We start from the raw sequence: 20,043 nt of genomic DNA, 5'->3' as shown, positions 1-20,043 counted from the left end.
GTTCCCCCCGGTGTTCCCGGGCGGCTTCGCAGGACAAACATTACCTCACTCCGAGGCCCGGATCGACGCCCGTGCCTGGTGGGCGCGGTTTGCCAGGGATTCCGCACCGCACGCGGTGGCCAGTTTGTGGGCTCTGGCGAGTTCGCGCGGTGAGCGGATCGCGATGCCGTAGTCGACGAGGGCCAGCGCGTGTTCGTACGCGGACGGGGACGCCTCCAGGTGGCGGACCGACTCGGCCAGCAGGTGGGTGGCGTCCTCGGGGCGGGCGAAGAGGGAGACGCAGCGCAGGGCCTCACCGATCGCGGTGTCCGTGCCGAAGCGTTCGGCGTGCACCCGGGCCGCGGTGGCGAGTTGGGCGGCGCGGGCCGGGTCCTCCTCGGCCAGAGCGCGGGCGAGGTCACCGGCCCAGGGTGCCCACACCCCGTTGAACCTGCCGCGGGGTTCGAGGGCCTGGCCGGCCGCTTCGAGTTCGACGATCGCTTCCTTCGTACGGCCTTCGGCCAGCAGCAGCCGGCCGCGTACGCACGGGCCGTCGGGCAGCACCATCGCACTGGGGTAGGGCGCGCCGAAGGCGTAGCGGTCGGCGATCTCGCGGGCCTCGGTGACACGACCGCGGGCGACGAGGGTGTCGATGAGCAGACAGGCCGCGTCCCAGTGGACCGGGAGTCCGCTGCCGACACGGTCGGCGAGGCGCAGCCCCTCGCGCAGGAAGCCCTCGGCCTCGGCCAGCCGGCCGCGACGGCGGTGGACCAGTCCGAGCAGGGTGTGCGCGAACGCGAGGTGCGCACCGCTCCAGCCGGAGATCTCGAAGGCGCGGACGGCCTCGCCGAAGAGTTCCTCGGCCCGGTCGAGCTGGTCGGTGAAGGCGTAGGTGATGCCGACGAGGGTCGGCAGTTCGAAGCCCCACTCCGTATCGGTCCAGCCGAGCCCCCGGGCCGGGTGGCCGTCGACCAGGGCGCGTTCGCAGAGGTCGACGATGAGCTGGGAGTTCTCGCCGCGCAGCATGGCATCGAAGGCGCGGAGCGTGAGCAGGGCGCGCTCGGCGTTGTCGCGGCCGTGCAGATGGTCGGCGTTCCGCGCGAGCCGGCCGGAGCGCCCGGGGCCGTCCTCCTCGCTGGCCAGCATGCCCTCCCAGAGGAAGTGGGCGGCCTGGAGCCGCATCAGGCCGGGGCCGGGAGCGGTGCGTGCGGCCTCCGCGGCAAGGGCGCTCGCCGCTTCCTTGAGCTGGTTGTTGTGCGAATGCGCGGCCGCGAGCCGGTAGGTGGCGTCGACCCGCCGGCCGTCGTCGAGTCCCGGCATGTCGAGGGCGGCGCGCAGGTGCTGGACGGTGGTGGCCGGGGAGCTGAGCAGCGTGGCGCAGCCCAGTTCGTACAGCAGGGAGGCCTTCACGCGCTGGCGCGGTGGTTCCTGCAGGGCGCGTTCGAGGCAGCGGCGGGCTGCCTCCGGGGCGCCGACGGCGAGGTGCTGTTTGGCCGCTTCGCGGAGTTGCTCGACCAGTTCCTGGTCGTCGTCCGGGTGCACTTCGAGCAGGTGCCGGGAGGCTGCGGCGGGGCCGAGCCCGGCCCGGGTGATCGCCCAGGCGGCCCGGCCGTGCATGGCGGTGCGGGTGGCCGGCGGGATGGACCGGTACACCGCGCTCGCGATGAGCGGGTGGACGAACTCCAGCGGGTCGAAGCCGGTGACGATACGGGCTTCGCGCAGCCGCGCCGTGCAGTCGGCGGCCTCGGCCGAGCTCATTCCGGCCAGCGTGGCGGCGAGGTCCTGGGAGATGTCCGTGCCGAGGACGGCGGCGGCCCAGGCGAACCGGTTGGCGTTGGTACCGAGCCGTTCGAGCCGGGCGACGAGTCCGCTGCCGCGCGCCGAGGCGCCGAGCTCGCGCAGCAGCCCGGCCGACTCCTCCAGCGGCGCCAGTTCGCGGTCCTGCACCTTGGCGACGAGCTCTACCGCCTCGTAGGGGTTGCCGCCGGTGACGGCCCACACCTCGCGGCAGAACGGGTCGTCGGCGTGTTCACCGAGGGCCGCGCGGACCAGTTCCGCGGTGGCGTCCGGGGTGAGTGCGCGCAGCGCGACCCGGACCTGGGACGGGTGGGCGCTGCCCGGTCCGCTCTCCTTCTGCCGCGCGGCCAGCTCTTCCGGGCGGTGGGCCTGGACGACGAGGACGGGAAGTTCGCCGAGGCGGGCGGTGAACGAGGCGAGCCAGGCGAGGGATTCGCCGTCCGCCCAGTGCGCGTCGTCGATGATGAGCAGCAGCGGACGGTCGCTCAGCCGGGACGCGAGCCGGGCGACGACGAAGTCGAGGCCGTCCCGTACACCTTGCGGATCCGGCTGCGGACCGGTCGGCTCGGCCAGTCCGAGGGCCGGCGCGGTGATCTCGTACCAGGAACCGAACAGGGTCCGCACCTCGTCGGGCGGGAATCGGTCGAGCGCGGGTTGCAGCAGCTGGCGTACGACGTGGAACGGCACGGATGTGACCGTTTCGCCGCCTCTTGCGGACCAGACCGTGCAGCGGTCGTCGGCGATCGTCCGGATCTCGCCGAGCAGTGCTGTCTTGCCGATGCCTGCCTCGCCGCTGAAGATCAGCAGCCCGCCGACGGCATGGGCGCCGCAAAGGGCGTCCACGGCTTGTGCGGCGGCGGCGAGTTCCGGTTCGCGCTCGTACAGCGGCCGGGACGGCTTCATGCCTACCCTCCCCAGGGTGGTGCGGATGGCTTCGACACTAGTCGTGAACGGGGGTCCACGGACAGTGGTTCGGACAGTTCGCCGCAGGTGCGGGGCACAATCGTGGTGTGGACGAGACTCGCAGGGACCGCGACACCGAGGGCAGGGCGCGCAACGCGCGCCCGCGTGACGGGCTGGGGCGTCCCCTTCCGTACGGGGCGCCGGGAGTCGAGCGGCAGCCGGAGGGGGTGGTCCGCACCCCCGAGGAGACCGTGCGGGAGGCACAACGGCTGCTGGACGCGGGGATGCCGTTCCATGCGCACGAGGTGTTCGAGGACGCGTGGAAGTCGGGCCCGGTGGCGGAGCGGGAGTTGTGGCGCGGGCTCGCGCAGTTGGCCGTGGGGCTGACCCATGCGGCCCGGGGCAACGCGACGGGCGGGGCCCGGTTGTTGCGGCGCGGCGCGGCGGCGCTCGCGGAGTTCACCTCGGTCCGGCCGTACGGGATCGGCGTCGACGGGCTGATCGGCTGGGCCGAGGAGCTGGCCGGTCGGGTAGCGGCGGGGGGTGGAGGCGCGGCCGACGGACGGGCGGTGTCTGCCGAGCCCGTCGACGCGGCCGCCGAGGCACCGTGTCTGCGTCCTCCGGTCCCGTAACCCGGACCGGGCCCGGGGCGCACCGGTGCGAGGGGCGGGATGTGGCCGGGTACGCACCGGACCTGCGTCACATTCGCCGCCCATCACCCGGAGCGGTGAACAGTGCGGCCCGCAGCCATTACGATCGCGCGTCATGAGCACTTCTGACCAGGACCAGGCCGTGGACACCCCGATACCCGTCCCGGAGGCCGGCCCCGAGGACGTCGCGGAGACGGCTCCCGGGGCGGCCGACGGGACCGGGGACCGGAAGCTGACACCACGCCAGGCGAGACGGCTGCGGATGGTCCTCTCCTCGGTCGGCATGGCCGCGATGGCGGTGGTCCTCGGGCTGCGGATCGCCAGCCGGTCGTCCGTCCTGGTGGTCGGGGTGTACGGGCTCGCGCTGATCCTGTGCGGGATCGTGATCGAGCTCAGCAGGAACGGCCGTACCCGGCTGGGCAGTTGGCTGCTCGCCGTCGGCCTGGTCGCGGCGATCGGATCTGACTGGCTGCTCATTCCCTGACGTACGGTCAGCGCACCGAGATCCGTACGGCGCCGCCGTGCGGATCGGCCCGCTCGAGCCAGTCGGCGCGCAGATGGAACGGGCGGTCCGGCACGGCGGGCAGCAGCAGCCGCTGCCGATGGAGCTCACGGCCGTCCTGGCGGACGACCAGCAGCGGCGAGGAGAGCCGCCGGACGGTGCGCAGGGTGAAGCGGCCCCCGGGCGGGATGTCGCCGTCCGGGCCGATGAGGTTCGGTGCGATCCACCGCAGTGGGGACTCGACCGCGATGGGCGGCCGTCCGGTGGGCCACTCGCCGGTTGTCAGGTGACGCAGTACGGGCGCGGCGACGGCCCGGCCCTCGGCGAGGGCGAAGCCCGCGCTCTCCACGCCGTGCAGCAGATTGCCGACGGCGAAGATTCCGGTCCCGGTCGTGCGGTGGGCGGCGTCGTACGCGGGGCCGCGGGTGCCGGGGTCGAGGGTGATCTCGCCGCGCCGGGCCAGTTCGTGGTCGGGGATCCAGTCCCCGGTGAAGACGACGGTGTCGCAGCGCAGGGTCGTGGTCCGGCCGTCGTGGTGGCGCACCGAGACTCCGGTGAGCCGTTCCCGGCCGGTCAGGGCGGTGACGGTGGTGTGGCCGAGTACCGGGGTGCGGTCGCCGGTCGGGGCCAGGGCGGCGAGCCTGGAGGGCGGCTGGTCGGTGACCATGGCGACGACGTCCAGGCCGGCGACGCGCAGGGTGTCGGCCGCGGCACGGCTGACGGGTTCGTTGCCGATGACGACCGCGCGGCTGCCGATCCGCTGCCGGTACAGGTGGACGGCCTGCTGGAGTTCGCCGGTGGTGTAGACGCCGGGTGGGCGGCTGCCGGGGACGAGGCGGGCGCTGCGGGGGCGTTCGCGGGCGCCGGTGGCGAGGACGACCGCGCGGGCGGTGATCCGTTCGAGGCCGGTGGGCGCGGTGGTGTCCACGGTCAGTGGCCCGGCCCAGCCGGTGACGGTGACCCCGGTACGCAGGGTGGCTCCGGCGCGTACGGCGGCGGCCACGCAGCTCCGGGCGTACGCGGGTCCGGTCGCTCCTCCGCTGCCGATGGTGCGGCCGCCGAATCCGCCGTGGTGGCAGTGGCGGGGGATGCCGCCCGCGGTCTGTTCGCGTTCCAGGATCTCGACCCGACCCGCGCCGGATGCGGCGAGTTCGGCCCCGGCGCCGAGGCCGGCCGGGCCGCCCCCGACGATCAGCACGTCGACGGTGCGCTCGCGGCGGGTCATGACCGGGCCTCCTCGAACAGTGCGCGGACCGCGGCCCCGCAGTAGAACCCCTGGCACCGGCCGTTCCCTGCTCTCGTTCTGCGCCGCAGGCCGTCCGGGGAGTGCGGCGGCACCAGGCCGGCCAGGGCGTCCCTGATCTCGCCCGCGGAGACCCGTTCGCAGTGGCAGACCAGCGTGCCGTACGCCGGGTCTGCCGCGATGCGCACGGCGTCCTGGTACGGGCGCGGGAAGGCCTCGCCGAGGTTGGGCATGGTGACGGGCGGCAGCTCGGACGGCGTACCGAGATCGAGGCCCGAGTCGCCGAGCAGTTCCGTGACATGCCCGGCGATGGCCATGGAGGCGGTGAGGCCGGTGGAGCGGATGCCGCCGACGGCGATGTACCGCCGGTCCGGCCGGGACCGGATGCGGTAGTCCTCCTGGCCGGTCGCGGCACGCAGTCCGGCGTAGACGGCGGTGACTTCCTCGTCGAGCAGTTCCGGCAGGATGCGGCGGCCCTTCTCGCGCAGCAGGGCGATCGCGTCGGCGGTCGATCCGGTGGCGGTCTTGTCGTCGAGGTCCTCGGCGGTGGGGCCGAGCAGCACATTGCCGAAGACGGTCGGTGCGACCAGGACGCCCTTGCCCACGGCAGTGGGCACCGGGAGCAGGATGTGGCCGACGAGACTGCGGGCGAGCTTGTCGAAGACGATGAGCTGGCCGCGGCGCGGGGTGACGGTGAAGTCGTCGTGACCGAGGTCCCGGTCGAGTTCGTCGGCGTACAGTCCGGCGGCGTTGATCAGATGGCGGGTGCGCAGCGTTCCCCGGGTGGTGGTGAGGGTGTGGACGTCGTCGCCGCTGTCGATGTGCCGTACTCGGCAGTTGAGGTGCAGATGCACTCCGGCGCGCACGGCCTGGGTGGCGTAGGCGAGCGGGGTCGTCCAGGGACAGATGATGCTCTCGTCGGGGATCTCGAGCGCACCGAGGGCGCCGGGTCCCAGATGGGGTTCGAGGGTGCGCAGTTCACCGGCGTCCAGAAGGCGTGCCGCGTGGTAGTCGTTCCGCTCCGCCTTGGCCAACAGGGCGGGCAGCACGGCCAGTTGTTCTTCGTCCCAGGCGACGAGCAGGGCTCCGACGCGTTCGACGGGGATGCCGGTCTCGGCCGCGTACGCGCGGAGTCTTTGCTGCCCTTCGCGGACCAGCCGGGCTTCCAGGGAGCCGGGTACGGCGTCGAAACCGGTGTGCAGGATGGCAGTGTTGGCCTTCGAGGTTCCGTTGCCGATGTCGTCGGAGGCGTCGAGGAGCGCGGTGCGCAGCCGGTAGCGGGCCAGTTCGCGGGCGATGGCGGCGCCGACGACGCCCGCGCCGACGACGGTCACGTCGTAGACCGGGGCGCCGGGCCCGCTGTCGGGCCGGGTCCCGGGCAGCTCGTCGGCGGTCAGCTCTCCGGCTGTGGTGATCGTGGGGCTCATCGCGTGACTCTCGTACGTCTCAGGCATGGTCCAGCAGGGTCTGCACGGCGGTCCGGAATCCGGCGAGCCGTTCGGCCGCCTCGTCGGCGGCGATCCGGGGTTCGTACACGGCGGCGGGCTTCCAGTCGGGCACGGCCTGTCGGAGCGGGAGCCGGGGGTCGAGGCCGAGCCGGGCGACCGCTCCGACGCCGAGCGCGGTGACATCGGGCAGGGCGGACACCTCGACGGGTCGTTGCAGCAGATCGGCCTGGGTCTGCATGAGCAGTTCGGAGCGGGTCAGGCCGCCGTCGACGCGGAGCGAGGTCAGTGGCGAGCCGAGGTCGGTCGCGACCGCTTCGGTGAGCTCGACGACCTGTGCCGCGATGCCTTCGCACAGTGCGCGCACCAGATGGCCCGCGGTGGTGCCGAGGCCGAGGCCGGTCACCGATCCGCGCAGATCACCGCGCCACCAGGGGGCTGCGAGTCCGGCGAGCGCCGGTACGAAGGTGACACCGCCGGAGTCGGGGACGGTCGCGCCGACCGGGTCGAGGTCGGCCGCGCCGGAGATCACCCCCAGGCCGGCCAGCCAGTCGACGGCGGACGCGGCGGTGTAGACCTGCCCGTCGAGGCAGTAGTCCGTACGGCCACCGAGCCGCCAGGCGACACAGCTGACCAGTCCCGTGGAGCCCCGGCGTGGGGCGGGCCCGGTCTGGGCGAGCAGGAAGGCGCCCGTTCCGTAGGTGCATTTGGCGTTGCCCGGGTCCAGGGCGTTCTGGGCGAGCAGGGCGGCCTGCTGGTCGACGAGCAGGCCGGTCAGCGGGAGTTCACCGCCGAAGGCGGTCGTCGTACCGACCGTGCTGTCGCAGTCGACGACATCGGGCAGCCGTTCGTCGCCGAGACCGAAGACCTCCAGGGCCCGGGGTGACCAGTCGGCCCGGTCGAGGTCGAGCAACTGGGTGCGTCCGGCCGTCGCCGCGTCCGTGACGAACGCCCCGGTCAGCTGATGGACGAGCCAGGAGTCGGTGGTGGTGACGACGCCTTCGCGGGTCAGTTCCCGGCGGATCCAGGCCATCTTCGGCGCGGCGAAGTAGGGGTCGAGGGGCAGCCCGGTGAGATGCGTCAACTCTTCGTCGTACGAGGCGAGTTCGGCGCAGATCGAGGCGGCACGCCGGTCCTGCCAGACGATCGCGTCGGTGAGCGGGCGCCCGGTGTCCGGGTCCCAGGCGAGCACGGTCTCGCCCTGGTTGGCGAGGCCGACCGCCGAAACCGGTTCAGCAGCTTCCTGCAACGCCCGGCTGCCCGCTTCGATGACCGAGCCGAGCAGTTCGGCCGGGTCCGCCTCGACCACTCCCCCGGCGCCGTGACGAGGTCTCACCGGAACGGAAGCGGAACCGATCACGCCGCGCTCGGGGCAGATCACCAGAGCCTTCGTGCCCGACGTGCCCTGGTCCACGGCGAGTACCGGGCCTGTCATCGACTCTCCAGCTGTGCGGAAGCTCTGCGGCTTGAACGGAATCGTGATCACTGAACTCGCCGCCCAGAGTGGTGCAGACCACCGCGTACGTCAAGGGCCGCCCGGAACATGACCGGAACAACCGGTACATCTTTCAACGTCCTGGGGAATCAGCCGACTTGAGTAAGATCCGCGAATCGGTCCGGAGTTCGGAGTGACTGGCCTTACACTCACCGCCGAGCAACAACCGGACGCTTTCGAGCAGTTCGTTATTCAACAGCTGCTTCGCCCCCCACGTCCTTGAGGATTGATGAGACTGACAACCTGCCCCGAGCTCCGAGTCACCGGTTCCCCGCCTTTCCGCATCTGCGCGGGTTCCATGCCACCACCGGGTTGCGTGACGTGCTGAGGAGATTCCCCGACCGTCACAAGCCGGCCTGTCGCACGGGGGCAGGGCGAGTCCATGGCCAACAGTGATTTCCGGCCGGTCTACCACCCGGCCGGCCATGACAACGATCTGCGCGTCGCGTTACAGGATTTGCGCACCGGACGCTGGATGTCCATGCGGAGTCTGCTGGAGAGCACTCCGGACTGGACCCTGTGGACCCAGCGCACACAGGTGCTCGGGGCGGTTGCCGCCGGTTCGGATGCGGTGCAGGCCTGGCTGGCCGAGGATCCCAGGAGTGTCGCCGCCGCGGTGATGCAGGCGCGGGTCGTCGTCGAGCGCGCCGTGCGCGCCCACCGCGAGGGCCATCACCGGGCACAGGAGTTGTGGCAGGAGGCCTGGCAGGCCTGCCGGACGGCCGCGAACGCCTCGCCCGCGGACCCGGTGCCATGGGTGTGTCTGCTGGCCCTGTCCCAGCTGGACGAGCGGCAGCAGCTGGAGGAGCACCGGCTGCATCCGCCGGGGCCGATGCTCTTCCCCGGTCCGTGGGGGCTGCTGGCGGAGGCCGACAAGCGCGATCCCTGCAACCGCGAGGCCTATCACCGGATGCTCCAGTTCGTGTACGCGCGAAAGGCCGGCGGATCCCTCTCGGAAGCGGTCAACTTCGTCCAGTGGGCGGCCTCTTCGGCACCCGACGGCTCCGCGCTGCACGTACTGCCCCTGTATGTGCGGGTCGAGCGCTACCGCCGCGAGCAGGGCCACGAGAAGGCCCTGGACCTGCACTGGGTCACCGAGGACGCGGAACGGGACGCCGCCCGTGCGCTGGAGCTCTGGTTCCGTCGCACGACGCCGATCTCCCACTCCCTGCTCGACCTCAACCATCTGGCCCACGCCCTGTGGGGAGCCCTCCAATTCGCCGAGGCCGCAGCGGTGTTCCAGGAACTCGGCCCCTATTTCACCTCGGTTCCCTGGGTGTACCGCACGCGTGGCCGCAAGGGCCCGGGAGACGCGGAGGACGTCTTCCTGCGAGCCCGCAGCCGCTGTCTCGCCGTGTCCCGCACCCCCGGACGCGGGCCGCACCGCTGAGCGACGGCGCCGCGATGCCGTGCCTCCTCCCCGTCCCGAACCGATCCTGTCCGTCCCTTTCCATCCCGCTCATGGAGGTTTTCCCGATGTCCATATCCACCCCGACCCAGTCGGGTGCGGAGGCAACCCCGCCGAAGGACGAGGAGGAGCGGCTGCGCGAACTCGGCTACCAGCCGGTGCTCGCCCGCCGCATGGGAGGCTTCGGCAACTTCGCCATCAGCTTCTCCGTCATCTCGATCCTGTCCGGCTGCATGACCCTGTACGGCTTCGGCATGTCGACCGGTGGTCCGGCCGTGATGCTCTGGGGCTGGGCCGGTGTCGGACTCTTCGTGCTCTGCGTCGGCATGGCACTCGCCGAGGTCACCAGTGCCTACCCGACCTCGGGAGCGCTGTACTACATGGCCGACCGGCTCGGCGGCCGCAAGTGGGGCTGGTACACCGGCTGGCTGAATCTGCTGGGTCTGCTGGGCGCGATCGCGGGCATCGACTATGGTGCGGCGCTGTTCACCGGTGCGCTGATGAATCTGCAGTGGGGATTCACTCCCACACCGGGCAAGACAATGATCATTTTTGTCTGCATTCTGCTGCTGCACGCCGTGCTGAACCTCTTCGGTGTCCGCCTCGTCAGCGTGCTCAACTCGATCAGTGTGTGGTGGCATCTCGCCGGTGTCGCGGTGATCGTCACCGTGCTCGCGATCGTGCCCTCGAACCACCAGTCGCCGTCGTTCGTCTTCACCGAGTTCGTCAATGACACGGGCTGGCACAACCCGTTGTACGTGGCGGCGATCGGCCTGCTCCTCGCGCAGTACACCTTCTGCGGCTACGACGCCTCGGCCCACCTCTCGGAGGAGACGTCGAACGCCTCCGTGACGGCCGCCAAGGGCATCGTCCGCGCGATCTGGGTCTCCTGGATCGCCGGATTCGTGCTGCTCGCAGGGCTGACCTTCGCCATCCAGGACTACGCGGGCACCCAGAACAGCGCCACCGGTGTGCCGCCGGCGCAGATCCTGATCGACGCACTGGGCACCTCCGGGGCCACCGCCATGCTGCTGATCGTGATCGCGGCACAGCTGTTCTGCGGCAACGCCGAGGTCGCCGCCGCGAGCCGGATGGTGTTCGCGTTCAGCCGTGACAACGCCCTGCCGGGCTCGGCGCTGTGGCACAAGGTGAGCGCCCGCACCCAGACGCCCGTCAACGCGGTGTGGCTGTCCGTCGTCGTCGCCGGAGTGCTCGCGCTGCCCTCGCTGTACTCCGCCACCGCGTACGGTGCGGTGACCGCGATCAACGTCATCGGTATCACGCCCGCCTACGCGATCCCGATCTTCCTGAAGCTGCGCTCCGGCAGCCGGTTCGAACGCGGGCCCTGGCACCTGGGCCGCTGGAGCAAGCCGATCGGCTGGATCGCCGTCGTATGGGTCGCCATCGTGACCGTTCTGTTCCTGCTCCCGCAGTCCTCCCCGGTGACGGTCGACTCGATGAACTACGCGTCGATCGCGCTGATCGCGGTGCTGGTCCTGGCCACCGTCTGGTGGTTCGTCGCCCGGCGTTCGTACAGCACGCCGTCGGCGTACGGGAATGCCCGCGAGCAGGCGGAGATCGAGGAAGGCATCGTCTGAGCAGGCTCTTCCCCCGGCCCTCCCGGATTCGCCCTGCCGACAGGCGGCGATCCGGGAGGGCCGAGTGCGTGGTGGACCTTCGCGGCTCCCGCTCACGGCAACCAGAGGCAGGCGGCGGCCACGAGCGCCACCGTCGCCCCGCCGGTGAGCACCGGTACGTTGCCCAGCCAGGCGGCGAGCGCACCGCCGCCGAGCGCGCCGACCGGCACCGTGCCGATGAGCGCCGCCTGCAGGACCCCGGCGACCCGGCCCTGGAGCTCGGGCGGTGTGACCAGTTGCTGGGTGGTGGTCATGGAGATGGCCCAGACCGTGGCCGCGAGACCGAAGAGGAACTGGTACGCGAGCAGCGCCGGGAAGCCGGGGCCCAGCGAGGCGCCCGGGATCAGGAAGATCGCGAGAGCGGCCACCACGGCGCAGATCCGGGTCGCCCTGGCCAGGCCGATGGTGGCGGCGAACCGGCCCGCCAGCAGCACTCCCAGGACGGTGGCGACGCTGAACGCGGCGTAGACCGTCCCCAACTGCCAGGCCGGTAGCCCGAGATCACGGGTGGCGTAGAGCACGAAGAGCGCGTCGGCGGCTCCGCTGCCGAGATTGAACCCGGCCCCCGCGAGCACCTGCCGGCGCAGCAGCCGTTCGCCGCGCACGACTTCGAGTCCGGCACGCAGCGCGGCCGTTCGGGATTCCGATCGGCGACTCCCTTGCTGGGCCGGGGTGTTGAGCGTGGCGGGGAGTGCGAGCAGCAGCAGGGACTCGATGCCGTACGCCACGCAGGCGGCCAGCAATGCCGTCGAGGGTCCGGTCAGGCCCACCAGCACGCCGCCGAGCGCGGGGCCGCCGATCTGCCCCGTGGTCCGTGCGCCGGTCAGTGCCGAGTTGGCGGACAGCAGCTGCTCGGGGTGCACGACCCGGGGCAGGGCCGCCTGCAGGGCGACGGCGAGCATGGAGGTCAGCGCGCCGGACACGGTGGCCACCCCGTACAGCTGGGGCAGCCCGAGTCGTCCCAGGGCGGCTGCCAGGGGTACGGAACCGACGACCAGCACCTGCAGAACGGTGAGGAGCACGGTCAGGCTGCGCAGGCGCGCCCGGTCGACCAGCACACCGGCGAACGGGCTGAGCAGCGCACCCGGGAGATAGCTCAGCGCCATGAGCGCGGAGGCGCCGAACGGTCCCGCCTCCAGCCGGGTCACGGCGAGCAGCGCGAGAGCCAGGGTGGTGACCTGACGCCCGAGGGAGCTGGCGATCTGTTCCCCGCACAGCAGCGCGAACGGCCGGTGGCGCAGCAGGGCGCGTCCGGGGCGGTCGGTCCCGGCAGTACGGGTACGGGCGGAAGGGGAGGGCGGGCCGGGCAGCTGCTCCATCCGGCTCAGATGTCGGTGCAGGGGACGGGCCACCGGCGGATGCGTGGTGGCAGGGCCACCACCCAGCCGTCGGTCACCCAGGCGAGGCGTTCCGCCGCCAGCAGCTCCACCGCCTCCCGGCCCGTCGCGCTCAGCCCGGCCACGGCGGTGGCGTCCTGGACGGTGCGGAACGTGGCGAGCAGGTCGGGGTCGTCGATCGTGAAGCGGGCCGCGGCCGATGGCTCCCTGCGGTCCATGACGGTGACGAAGTCCGGTCCGCGCCGGTGGTAGAGCTGTCCGTAGGCATGGCGGTCCCGCCACGTGGTGAGCTCCGGCGGTTCGCCGGGCAGCGGGCCGGGGGCCGGCAGGTGGCGCAGCAGGCCGGCCGTCGCGGCCACCTCGTGCGCGGGCCCGGTGAACAGGGGGTCGTCGGTCGCGGGCAGCCAGCGCACGACGAGATCGTGGCTCTGGCACTCGCGCAGGAACCGGACCGCTTCCGCCGCCGGCCGGCCGCCCGCGCCCAGCCGCAGGGGTTCGTCCACCGTCACCAGCCGTCCTCGGGTCCGGTGCAACACCTGCCCGGCCGGCAGGACGGGGTCGGTACGGGTCGGGGGTGCGGGCAGGGGGCTCATCCGGCGACCTTCTCTCCATTGCCCGGCGCGCCCGATGGCCCGTCGGTCGTCACGTCCGGCCCCTGGGCGCGCTCGACCGACCGGACCGGCACATGCCAGGTGGGCAGTGACACGTAAGAACGTCCGTCGTCGAAGAGGAGCCCCAGCGCGACCGCGTCGCCGAGCCATGTGGCGAGCTCCTCGGCAGACGGCGGGTTTCCGTCGGCCGTGAGCAGCCGGTGCAGCGCCGACCGGGTGCGACCCGCCTCCAGGTGGCGGAGGGCGGCGGCCCGCCAGCCGGTCAGCCGGTGGGTGCGGCGCGGCCAGCCGTGCCGTCGGTCGTGGACGAGCAGCACGTCTTCGCCGTCGGGCTGTTCCAGGACCAGGGTCGAGGCGGGGTGGCCGGTGTACCAGTCACGGGCCGCGGCCTTCAGTCGCGTCTCGGTCTCACCGCCGATCCCGGCGGGCGGGGTGTCGAAGAGGTAGACGAGATCGGCCAGTTGTTCCTCGGGCAGATCGTAGACATGGCGGTACATCTCGGCGGGCTGCCGCTGGTGGAAGCCCAGCGCGGGGTTGGCGAAGTTGGGGCTGAACCGCTCCAGTTGGATGCGGTGGGCGCCGCCGGGCGGCTGGAGGTGGACGAGCGCCGGCATCTGGTCGATGACGGAGGCGTAGTCCTCGGCGGTCTCCCCCGGGAAGCCGTACAGATAGTTCCAGGAGCAGGTGAGCGCGTGGTTCTCGCACTCGCGGAGCGTACGGATGTTCCGGGCCGCGCTGACTCCCTTGTCCATCAGCTCCAGGGCCTTGTTGTTGAGGCTCTCGATGCCGGGCTGGATATGGACCGATCCGGCGCGGGCGAGCAGTTCCAGCTGCTCCGCGGTGAGGTTGGACTTGACCTCGTAGTGCATGCGCAGATCCCAGCCGCTGTCGGCGGCGAGCGGGAGGAAGTCCTTGAAGTACGCCATGTCGATGATGTTGTCGACGGTGACGATGTCCAGGAGGCGGTGGCGCCGGACCAGGCGGTCGACCTCGTCCCAGAGCCGGTCTCCGGTCTTGGCACGGAAGGTCATCGCCGATCCGTTGAGTCCGCAGAAGGTGCAGTGGTGCTTCTCGCCCCACCAGCAGCCGCGGGCCCCCTCCACCACCAGTTTCGGATGGACGTACTCCGCGAGCGGGGAGGCGTCGATGGCCCGCTGCCAGAGGTCGTAGTCGGGCGAGGGGATGTCGCCGGGCGCGACGGTGCGCCGGGACTCCTCGTTGGCGCGCGAATCCTGCCCGTCCCACCAGCAGAGTCCGGGCACATCGGCCGGTGCGGTGCCCGCGTCGATGTGGGCGAGCAGTGCGGGCAGGGCGTACTCCCCCTCGCCGCGCACCACATGGTCGACAAATCGATGGTTGCGGTGCAGGGCGTGGCCCATCGGACCGTCGCAGTTGCTGCCGCCGAACACCACGGTCAGCCCGGGGCGGCGCCGTTTGAGCTCCGCCGCGAGTGCCAGCGAGGAGACGTTCTGCATGAACGTGGAGGTGAACCCCACGACATCGGGTGCGTCGTCGAGTATCGCGCTCACGCTCTCGTCGATGAACTCCGCCGCGTGGACCCTCATCGCGGTCGCGGTGGATATGTCGGTCCCGCGCTGCGTGGCGTACTCCTTGAGTTGCGCCACGCCCCATTCGGGGTCGTTGTACAGGACGCCGGAGAACACCCAGTCGCCGAGGCCGTCGAAGATCGATTCACTGCCGACCGCGACGTGATCGCCGGGGCGGATCGCCCCCTGCGAGCGTTCCAGCAGGAATTCCGCCCAGCGCAGGGAGCCGTGGAACTCGCGCACCTCGTCGTCCGGCCGGGTACGGTCCAGCAGCGCGTGCAGCAGTCCCACCTGGAGCGAGGGAAGTTCGATCGGCTGCCACGGCATGGTCACCAGATGTATTCGCACTGCGCCTCCCACGGCACGGGGGCGGACGCCGGGTCGCACCCGGCGTCCGCCCTTTTCGTCACTGTCCGGCCGCGGCGCGCGCCGGCCCCGGTGGGCCGAGCGCGTCAGGTGCCGGCTGCATCCGAGCACACCGGCTCAGCGCGTCGGACGTTTCTCGATCGTCTGCCGCTCGCGGTTCTTCGCTTCTTCCTCGCGAACCACTACTTTCTTGATCTCCATATGCCCCTCCCCTCCGCGGTCGGTCTCAAGTCCGTTGACGTTAGGTGCCGTTACGAGAAAGTCGCAAGAGTGCCCCCTGGGGCGGGTGTGGTGTACGGGGCGGTCCGCAGCCGTGGACGGCCGAGGCTCGATCGCTATGCTGCGAGCCGAGCGCTCACTGGAAGCGTTCAAACGAACAGTGCGCGGCGGTACGGCGAGGGGGCCAGCAGCATGCGGGAGCCGGTTGAACTCAGGCGTCAGCGAATCCTGTCGGTGGTGGAGTCGCGCGGCGCCGTCAAGGTCAGCGCGCTGGCGGCCGAGCTGGACGTCTCGGTGGTCACGATCCGGCGGGACGTCGAGGAGCTGGCCCGGGACGGGCGGCTGCGCCGCGGGCACGGGGTGGCCCGCCCGGTGCGGGAGCCGGTGCCGACCGCCGCGGTCCCGGCGGCCCGGGGCGAGGAGCCGGCCGGGGACGCCGGGGCGGTCGCCCTGGTCGTCCCGGAGCGGCACACGTATCTGTACGAGACCCTGCACGGCGCCCGGTCCGTCCTGGAGGAGTCCGGGATACGGATCGCCCTGCACATCGCGCCCCCGTCGGCCGGCGCCGAACGTCCGCTGGTGGAGCGGGCGCTGGCGGACGGGGCACGCGGGCTGCTGATCGCGCCGCGCTGGCGCAGCGCCCACTCGGAGGAGCTGGACTACGGCTGGCTCGCGAACGTGGGGGTGCCGACCGTGCTGATGGAGCGGCGGCCCCGGCCGGGCAGCGCGCTGCACGCCCTGGACTCCGTCTGTTCCGATCACTGGTACGGGACGCATCTCGCCGTGGAGCATCTGGTGTCACTGGGGCATCGCCGTATCGTGCTGGCCGCCCGGGACGACAGTCCGACGGCGCGCAGCATCCGTAAGGCGTTCGCCGAGATCGCCGCGGCCCGTCCGGAGGTGGAGGACTGGACGGTGGTGCTGAGCTCTCCGCAGGCCGCGTCCGGCCCCGGCCCGGACTCCCCCGCACCGGCGGCCGACGGCCGTACCGCCCTCGACCTCGCCGCGCTGCTGCGCGAGCGGGGCGCCACGGGGGCCGTACTGCACGGCGACGTGGATGCGCTGATGCTGGTGCAGCGGCTGGCGGAGAGCGGTGTCGAGGTGCCGCGGGACTGCTCCGTGGTGGCGTACGACGATGTGGTCGCGGCCCTCGGGAGCACACCGCTGACGGCGGTGGCGCCGCCGAAGGCGGAGATCGGGCGGGCCGCCGCCGAGCTGCTGCTCCACCGGCTGTCCGGTGGGGCGGGCGCGACCGGTCCGGTGCGCCGTACGGAGCTGCTGCCCACGCTGGAGGTACGTGGATCGGCTCAGGAACCGCCCCGTTCCACCGAGTGAGCGTTTGACCGCTTCAATTTTCTTCTGAGCGATCTATTGACCAGTACCGATCAGCCGATCAGGATTCCCCGTGAGCCGATTCAGAAGCCGCGGGAGGCGCACATGCCCGGTCGACAGAGCCGTCGATCCGTGCTCGCCACGATCGCCGCCCTGCCCCTGGCGGGCGCACTCGGCGCCTGCGGCGGCAGCGACGGACCATCGGGGCCGGGCCGTACGAGCAACACCGGCGGCACGGCCGGCGGGAGCGGGAAGCGCGCCTCCCGCATCACCTTCGGGTCGCCCTGCGGATGCTGGGGCCGGGCCTTGTGACCGTCTTCCTCTTCCAGCTCACGGCGATCTGGAACAACTTCTTCCTGCCGATGGTGATGCTCTCCGACCAGCATCTGTATCCGGTCAGCCTCGGTCTCTACACCTGGAACAGCGCCGCTACCGTCTCGCCCGAGTACTACCCCGTCGTGATCATGGGTTCGCTGCTCGCGGTCCTGCCGTTGATCCTCGCCTTCGCCCTGCTCCAGCGTTTCTGGAAGTCGGGGCTCACCGCGGGCGCCGTGAAGTGACCGGGCTACCGGCTCCGCCCCCACCCCCGCCCTCTGCCAGGAGAAAGATGCCCAGCACCGTCCCTGACACCCCCGACACCCCCGGCACACCCACCACGCGGCCACGCGCCGCCGTCGCCATGAAGCCCGCCGCCGCGGCCGCGCTCCTCGATGCCCGGTCCCTGGCCGCGCTCGGCGAGGTGTGCGATCTCGCCGCCCTGCCCACTCTCGACGACTTCGGCACCGACCGGGCCCGCGCCGTGCTGGCCGACGTCGAGATCCTGGTCACCGGCTGGGGCTGCCCGCCGCTGGACGCGGCCGCCCTGGACGCGGCGCCACGCCTGCGCGCGGTCGTCCACACCGCGGGCAGCGTCCGCGGACACATCACCGAGGCCTGCTGGGAACGCGGCATCGAGGTGTCGTCGGCAGCCGCCGCCAACGCCCTGCCGGTGGCCGAGTACACCGTCGCGATGATCCTGCTCTCCGGCAAACGAGTCCTGGAGCGGGCCCATGACTACCGGACGCAACGCCGCCGCGACAACTGGCTCGCCACCCCCGACCGGGTCGGGAACTACGGCCGCACCGTGGGCATTCTGTCCGCCTCGCTGATCGGCCGACGCGTCATCGAACTGCTGCGTCCCTACGACCTGCCCGTCCTGCTGCACGATCCATACGTCTCCGACGCGGAGGCCGCCGCGCTCGGTGTCCGGTCCGTCGGCCTCGCCGAACTGTTCGCGCGGAGCGATGTGGTGAGCGTCCACACCCCGCTGCTGCCGGCCACCCGGGGGCTCGTCAGCCGTGAACTGCTCGACTCGATGCGCCCGGACAGCGTGCTCATCAACACCGCGCGGGGCGCCGTCGTCGACCAGGACGCGCTCACCGACGTACTCCGGCAGGACCGGATCCGGGCGATCCTCGACGTCACCGATCCCGACACACTGCCCGCCGTACACCCCCTCTGGGAGTGCGACAACGCCCTGATCACCCCGCACCTCGCAGGTTCGCAGGGCAACGAGTGGCAACGACTGGTCGATCTGGCGGTCGGCGAGACCGCCCGCTGGGCCGCGGGCGACGGTTTCGCCCATCCCGTACGACGCGAAAGGCTGGCATTCCTCGCATGACCGCTCCCCACCCGACCTCTCCCATCGAACTCCCGGCGGACGATCGGGAGTTGAGCGCGCACACCGGCTACACCCGCGCGCACTGGGAGGCCGCCGCCGACGGGCTGCTCCGGGCTGCCTGGCAGTGGGCCACTCCGGGCGGCGCCCTGCTGGATCTGCCGGGACGGCCGTCCGCGTCCGGTGTGCGTTCCGACGGTCTGGAGGGTTACGCGCGCACCTTCCTCGCCGCCGCCTTCCGGGTGGCGGGCGCGGAGGGCAAGGACCCGCACGGCTGGCTCGACCGGTACGCCGACGGGCTCGCGGCCGGTACCTGTACCCCCGGCCGAGAGGACGCCGAGTCCTGGCCGCTGATCCGCGACCACACCGTCTTCGGCCAGCCCATGGTCGAGTCCGCTTCGGTCGCCATAGGTCTGCGGCTGACCCGGCCGTGGCTCTGGGACCGGCTGGACGCCGGGGTCCAGGACCGGACCGAGGAGTGGCTGCGCGACGCGCTGCGGCACGTCCCCTCCCCCAACAACTGGTATCTGTTCCCCTACTCCGTGGCCGGATTCCTGGAGTCCGTGGGCCGTGGCGACGCGGAGACGGCGCGGGCGAAGCAGCGGGCCCTCGATCTGCTGGAGGGCTGGTACCGGGGAGACGGCTGGTACGCGGACGGCGACGGCCGGGCCTTCGACCACTACAACGGCTGGGCGCTGCACCTCTACCCCGTACTGGACGCGCACCTGTCGGGTGACGCGGAGCTGTCCGCGCACTACGGCGCCCGGCTGCGCGAGCACCTGGAGGGCTTCTCGCTGCTGTTCGGCGGCGACGGTGCGCCGATCCACTTCGGCCGCTCACTGACCTACCGTTTCGCGGCCGCCTCGTCGGTGGCGCTCGGCGCCGTCAGCGGGCACACCCCGCTCACGCCCGGCGCCTCGCGGCGGGTGATCAACGGATCACTGCGCTACTTCCTGGAGCGGGGCGCGACCGGTACGGACGGGCTGCTGAACCTCGGCTGGCACGGCCCGCACGAGGCGTCGCTGCAGAACTACTCGGCGCCCGCATCCCCGTACTGGGCGTCCAAGGCCTTCGTCTCGCTGCTCGCCCCGGACGGCCATCCGCTGTGGGCCGCGACCGAGGAGCCCGCGCCGAGCGAGGGCCCCGACCGGGTTCTCGCGCTGCCCGCGCCGGGTCTGCTCGTCCAGTCCACCCGCGCGGACGGGATCGTACGGCTGCACAACCATGGCAGCGACCATGTGCGCCCGCACGAGGGCGAGGCGGGTGTGCAGGACGATCCGCTGTACAGCCGCCAGTCGTACTCCACGGTGACCGGCCCCACGTCGAGGGCGAACGCGGCGGACAACCATCTGGCCGTGGTCGTCGCCGGGGCGCGCAGCGGTCGCCGGGTCATCCGCGCGCTGGGCGCCAGTGAGGGCGACGGCTGGGGCTGGGCCGCCTCCTGGCACCGCCCGGTGTTCACGTCGGGCTCGCCGATGGTGCCCGGGATGCGGGTGGAGAGCGTCACCGTGGTGCGCGGCCGGTACGAACTGCGGGTGCACCGGGTGCTCGGCGCGCCGGACGGGGCCCGGGTGGAGCAGACGGGCTGGGCGACCGGCCGCGACGACGCCCTGACCTCCGCGCTGTACGGCCTGCACGGCTGGGAGTCCCGGGACGAGGTACGGGCCCCGCAGGGCACCGCGTACACACCCTGGGCGGTGGTGCCCCGGCTGTCCGCGTCCGCGGAGGGCACGGTGGTGCTGGTGGCGCTGGCCTCCCTGACCGCGGAGCCCGACGCGACGCCGCTCGACGCGGTGGTGAGCGCGGTGACGGTGGACGGGGACGCCGTGGAGGCCCGCTGGGCGCAGGACGGCGCGACGACACGTATCGGCTTCGAGCCGGTGACGGTCACGCACGGGTGAGTACCGGGGTGCGC

Annotated in this window: 15 protein-coding genes and 1 pseudogene; 9 read left to right on the top strand and 7 right to left on the bottom strand. The window is 72.1% G+C overall.

Translation table 11 applies throughout. The features are described from left to right. Positions 1-45 precede the first annotated feature (45 nt). A complete protein-coding gene (locus OG978_RS36445; RefSeq protein WP_326769322.1) occupies positions 46-2,679 on the bottom strand; it encodes an ATP-binding protein in 2,634 nt (877 codons plus the stop codon). 107 nt (positions 2,680-2,786) lie between these two features. On the opposite strand from OG978_RS36445, the gene OG978_RS36440 reads away from it, so the two are divergent. Together OG978_RS36440 and OG978_RS36435 are read left to right on the top strand one after the other, a co-directional pair. Next, a complete protein-coding gene (locus tag OG978_RS36440; RefSeq protein WP_326769321.1) occupies positions 2,787-3,311 on the top strand; it encodes a DUF309 domain-containing protein in 525 nt (174 codons plus the stop codon). A 133-nt stretch (positions 3,312-3,444) separates the two neighbouring features. Beyond that, a complete protein-coding gene (locus OG978_RS36435) occupies positions 3,445-3,813 on the top strand; it encodes a hypothetical protein (RefSeq protein ID WP_326769320.1) in 369 nt (122 codons plus the stop codon). 7 nt (positions 3,814-3,820) lie between these two features. On the opposite strand, the gene OG978_RS36430 is transcribed toward OG978_RS36435, so the two are convergent. From OG978_RS36430 to OG978_RS36420, 3 genes are read right to left on the bottom strand one after another with little or no spacing between them, the layout of a single operon-like run. After that, entirely contained in the window at positions 3,821-5,056 is a 1,236-nt protein-coding gene (locus OG978_RS36430; protein ID WP_326769319.1) for an FAD-dependent oxidoreductase, read from the bottom strand. Further along, positions 5,053-6,501 carry an NAD(P)/FAD-dependent oxidoreductase gene (locus tag OG978_RS36425; RefSeq protein ID WP_326769318.1) on the bottom strand — a complete coding sequence of 483 codons (1,449 nt, stop codon included), beginning with the start codon at positions 6,499-6,501 and terminating at the stop codon, positions 5,053-5,055. Before OG978_RS36425 ends, OG978_RS36430 begins: the two co-directional genes overlap by 4 nt. Positions 6,502-6,520: 19 nt before the next feature. After that, the gene (locus OG978_RS36420) at positions 6,521-7,954 is read right to left on the bottom strand and encodes an FGGY family carbohydrate kinase (protein ID WP_326769317.1); all 1,434 of its coding nucleotides are present in this window, start codon (positions 7,952-7,954) and stop codon (positions 6,521-6,523) included. A gap of 442 nt (positions 7,955-8,396) precedes the next feature. Between OG978_RS36420 and OG978_RS36415 the strand changes: the two genes are divergently transcribed. Beyond that, the gene (locus tag OG978_RS36415) at positions 8,397-9,404 is read left to right on the top strand and encodes a hypothetical protein (protein WP_326769316.1); all 1,008 of its coding nucleotides are present in this window, start codon (positions 8,397-8,399) and stop codon (positions 9,402-9,404) included. Positions 9,405-9,490: 86 nt separating this feature from the next. Then, positions 9,491-11,020, top strand: coding sequence for an amino acid permease (locus tag OG978_RS36410; protein ID WP_326769315.1), 1,530 nt, complete (start codon positions 9,491-9,493; stop codon positions 11,018-11,020). 92 nt (positions 11,021-11,112) lie between these two features. Here OG978_RS36410 and OG978_RS36405 read toward each other — a convergent pair whose 3' ends face one another. From OG978_RS36405 to OG978_RS36395, 3 genes are read right to left on the bottom strand one after another with little or no spacing between them, the layout of a single operon-like run. Beyond that, entirely contained in the window at positions 11,113-12,411 is a 1,299-nt protein-coding gene (locus OG978_RS36405; RefSeq protein ID WP_326769314.1) for an MFS transporter, read from the bottom strand. After that, positions 12,384-12,989 (bottom strand): DUF5825 family protein, encoded by a 606-nt coding sequence (locus OG978_RS36400; protein ID WP_326769313.1) that lies wholly within the window; start codon positions 12,987-12,989, stop codon positions 12,384-12,386. The genes OG978_RS36405 and OG978_RS36400 overlap by 28 nt, the downstream gene beginning before the upstream one ends. After that, positions 12,986-14,902 (bottom strand): RiPP maturation radical SAM C-methyltransferase, encoded by a 1,917-nt coding sequence (locus OG978_RS36395; RefSeq protein ID WP_326769312.1) that lies wholly within the window; start codon positions 14,900-14,902, stop codon positions 12,986-12,988. The genes OG978_RS36400 and OG978_RS36395 overlap by 4 nt, the downstream gene beginning before the upstream one ends. Before the next feature lie 429 nt (positions 14,903-15,331). Between OG978_RS36395 and OG978_RS36390 the strand changes: the two genes are divergently transcribed. From OG978_RS36390 to OG978_RS36370, 5 genes and pseudogenes are all read left to right on the top strand, one after another. Then, positions 15,332-16,474 (top strand): substrate-binding domain-containing protein, encoded by a 1,143-nt coding sequence (locus OG978_RS36390; protein WP_326769311.1) that lies wholly within the window; start codon positions 15,332-15,334, stop codon positions 16,472-16,474. Positions 16,475-16,576: 102 nt separating this feature from the next. Continuing rightward, positions 16,577-16,783, top strand: coding sequence for a hypothetical protein (locus tag OG978_RS36385; protein ID WP_326769310.1), 207 nt, complete (start codon positions 16,577-16,579; stop codon positions 16,781-16,783). Continuing rightward, positions 16,741-17,031, top strand: a pseudogene (locus tag OG978_RS36380) (carbohydrate ABC transporter permease); the annotation flags it as partial. The gene OG978_RS36385 and the pseudogene OG978_RS36380, both read left to right, overlap by 43 nt. A 47-nt stretch (positions 17,032-17,078) precedes the next feature. Beyond that, complete coding sequence (locus tag OG978_RS36375; protein WP_326769309.1) at positions 17,079-18,131, top strand: hydroxyacid dehydrogenase; 1,053 nt, start codon at positions 17,079-17,081, stop codon at positions 18,129-18,131. After that, entirely contained in the window at positions 18,128-20,029 is a 1,902-nt protein-coding gene (locus OG978_RS36370; RefSeq protein ID WP_326769308.1) for a DUF2264 domain-containing protein, read from the top strand. The genes OG978_RS36375 and OG978_RS36370 overlap by 4 nt, the downstream gene beginning before the upstream one ends. Positions 20,030-20,043 lie beyond the last annotated feature (14 nt).

The sequence above is a fragment of the Streptomyces sp. NBC_01591 genome (genome assembly GCF_035918155.1).
GTDB lineage: Bacteria > Actinomycetota > Actinomycetes > Streptomycetales > Streptomycetaceae > Streptomyces.
This window is presented reverse-complemented; position numbering and strand designations above follow the sequence as displayed.